This window comes from Serratia sp. MMO-28, from assembly GCF_037199905.1.
GTDB classification, from domain to species: Bacteria; Pseudomonadota; Gammaproteobacteria; order Enterobacterales; family Enterobacteriaceae; genus Chania; species Chania oryzae.
Window position 1 is genome coordinate 1 of sequence record NZ_JBBCVB010000066.1, and the last position, 1,791, is coordinate 1,791.

Annotated in this window: 3 protein-coding genes; all 3 read left to right on the forward strand. The window is 51.0% G+C overall.

Annotated features, from left to right (window positions below; all coding sequences use genetic code 11):
- The coding region (locus WG891_RS26515; protein ID WP_337265081.1) for a winged helix-turn-helix domain-containing protein at positions 1-476 on the forward strand (476 nt) is incomplete at its 5' end.
- 112 nt (positions 477-588) lie between these two features.
- The gene (locus WG891_RS26520; RefSeq protein WP_337265082.1) at positions 589-1,134 is read left to right on the forward strand and encodes a fimbrial protein; all 546 of its coding nucleotides are present in this window, start codon (positions 589-591) and stop codon (positions 1,132-1,134) included.
- Positions 1,135-1,222: 88 nt separating this feature from the next.
- Positions 1,223-1,791, forward strand: a 569-nt coding sequence (locus tag WG891_RS26525; RefSeq protein WP_337265083.1) for a fimbria/pilus periplasmic chaperone, incomplete at its 3' end; no start/stop codon positions are given.

Genomic DNA, 1,791 nt, shown 5'->3' on the forward strand with positions numbered 1-1,791 from the left:
GGGTTGATTCAGATCAATCTGATTATATAATAGGGCATCAAAAGGAGTTGTACATTTTCACAAGAGCTTTCCCTATCTATATCTTGAGAAATTATATGGAGCGTAATCTTTACGGGTTCCTTATTGATAATGATATTCAGCTAGACATTGCCAACCGCAGACTTGTTCGTATTTATACCGAGAAAACGGAAAAAACAATGCTGTTTTGTGCAGTCATGTTAAATGACACTATGATGGATCTGCTGGTCTGTTTATTGGATCAATATGGCAAGAATAAAACATTATCAAAAGAAGAACTGCTTGAAAACATATGGGGCAAGAACAACATCTCTTTCTCCAACCAACGCCTGTGGCAAGCAATTAAAGAATTAAGAGCAAAACTCAACTTAATTGGCTTGCCTGACAGCTTTATTATCAATGTAAAAGGTGTCGGCTACGCCATAAGTAGCCACAGGATAACACCTTTATTTTACTAATAAACATGACTTGTTTAACTGCATGAATATATCCATGGAATGTGGATGCCACCCTGCCATTTTAATCACGATTAAAATGGCTTAACAACACGAGTAAGTAATAGGAATATATATGAAAAAGTTAGCAATCGCTGCCTCCCTGACCCTGGTTTTGGGTTCTGTCGGTATGGCTCAGGCAGCCTCCACCGGCATCATTACCTTTAACGGGGAACTGACCGCGACCACCTGTGACGTGATTGTTGACGGCCAGGCCGCTGATGCCACCGTGACTCTGCCTACCATCGGGACCAACCAGCTGACAGCCGCCACCCAGACGGCAGGCCGTACCGGCTTTACCATGGCCCTGAGCAACTGCGCAGGCACCCTGAAAACCGCCTCTGCCTTCTTCGAAGAAGGGGCTTCCGTTGACCAGGCTACCGGCCACCTGAAAAACATGACCGGCACAGCCACCAAAGTCAGCCTGCAGTTGCGTGATGCCTCCACGGCCGCTCAGGCCCCCATCCAGGTGGGTAACAGCAATCAGACGCTGAATACCTCTTACATCGATATTTCATCCGGTAATGCCACCCTGCCGTACGCCGTTGAATACTATGCCGATGGCCAGACCACCGCCGGTACCGTGGTCAGCAATGTGGTTTACTCAATTCAGTACAAATAAGAGTACCCGGGAGGGGCATGCTCTCCTCCCGGCTTTATCGGTTTGTCAGGAGCGTTTTATGCCGTTCTTCTCTTGTTACGGGTTGCGGATGTTCAGTGGGTTGGCCATCGTGGCGCTGTTCAGTGCCCAGAGTCTGGCCAGTGTGGTCATCACCGGCACCCGGGTGATTTATCCGTCTACGGCCAAAGAGGTCAGCGTCAAGCTCAATAACGTCGGCCCGTCACCGGTCCTTATCCAGAGCTGGATTGACAACGGGGACACCCAAGCCAAACCCGCCGCCATTCAGGTGCCGTTTGTGCTGACGCCACCGATGAACCGCGTGGAATCGGGCAAGGGCCAGACCCTGCGTATCAGCTATACCGGCGGTGCGCTGCCGGGGGACAAGGAGTCGATATTCTGGCTCAACGTGCTGGAAGTCCCAGCCAAAAAACAGGCCAAGGCGGATGAAAACCTGCTGCAGATGGCTTTCCGTTCGCGCATCAAGCTGTTTTATCGCCCGGCGGGCCTGGTGGGTAATGCCAACGACGCGGCAAAAACCGTGACCTGGCGTGCCGCAGGCAACGGCGTGCAGGCATCGAACCCGACCCCTTATCACGTGTCGTTTGTCAGCCTGAATGTGAACGGGGAAGAGATTGAAGGCGAGATGCTCGCCCCTTA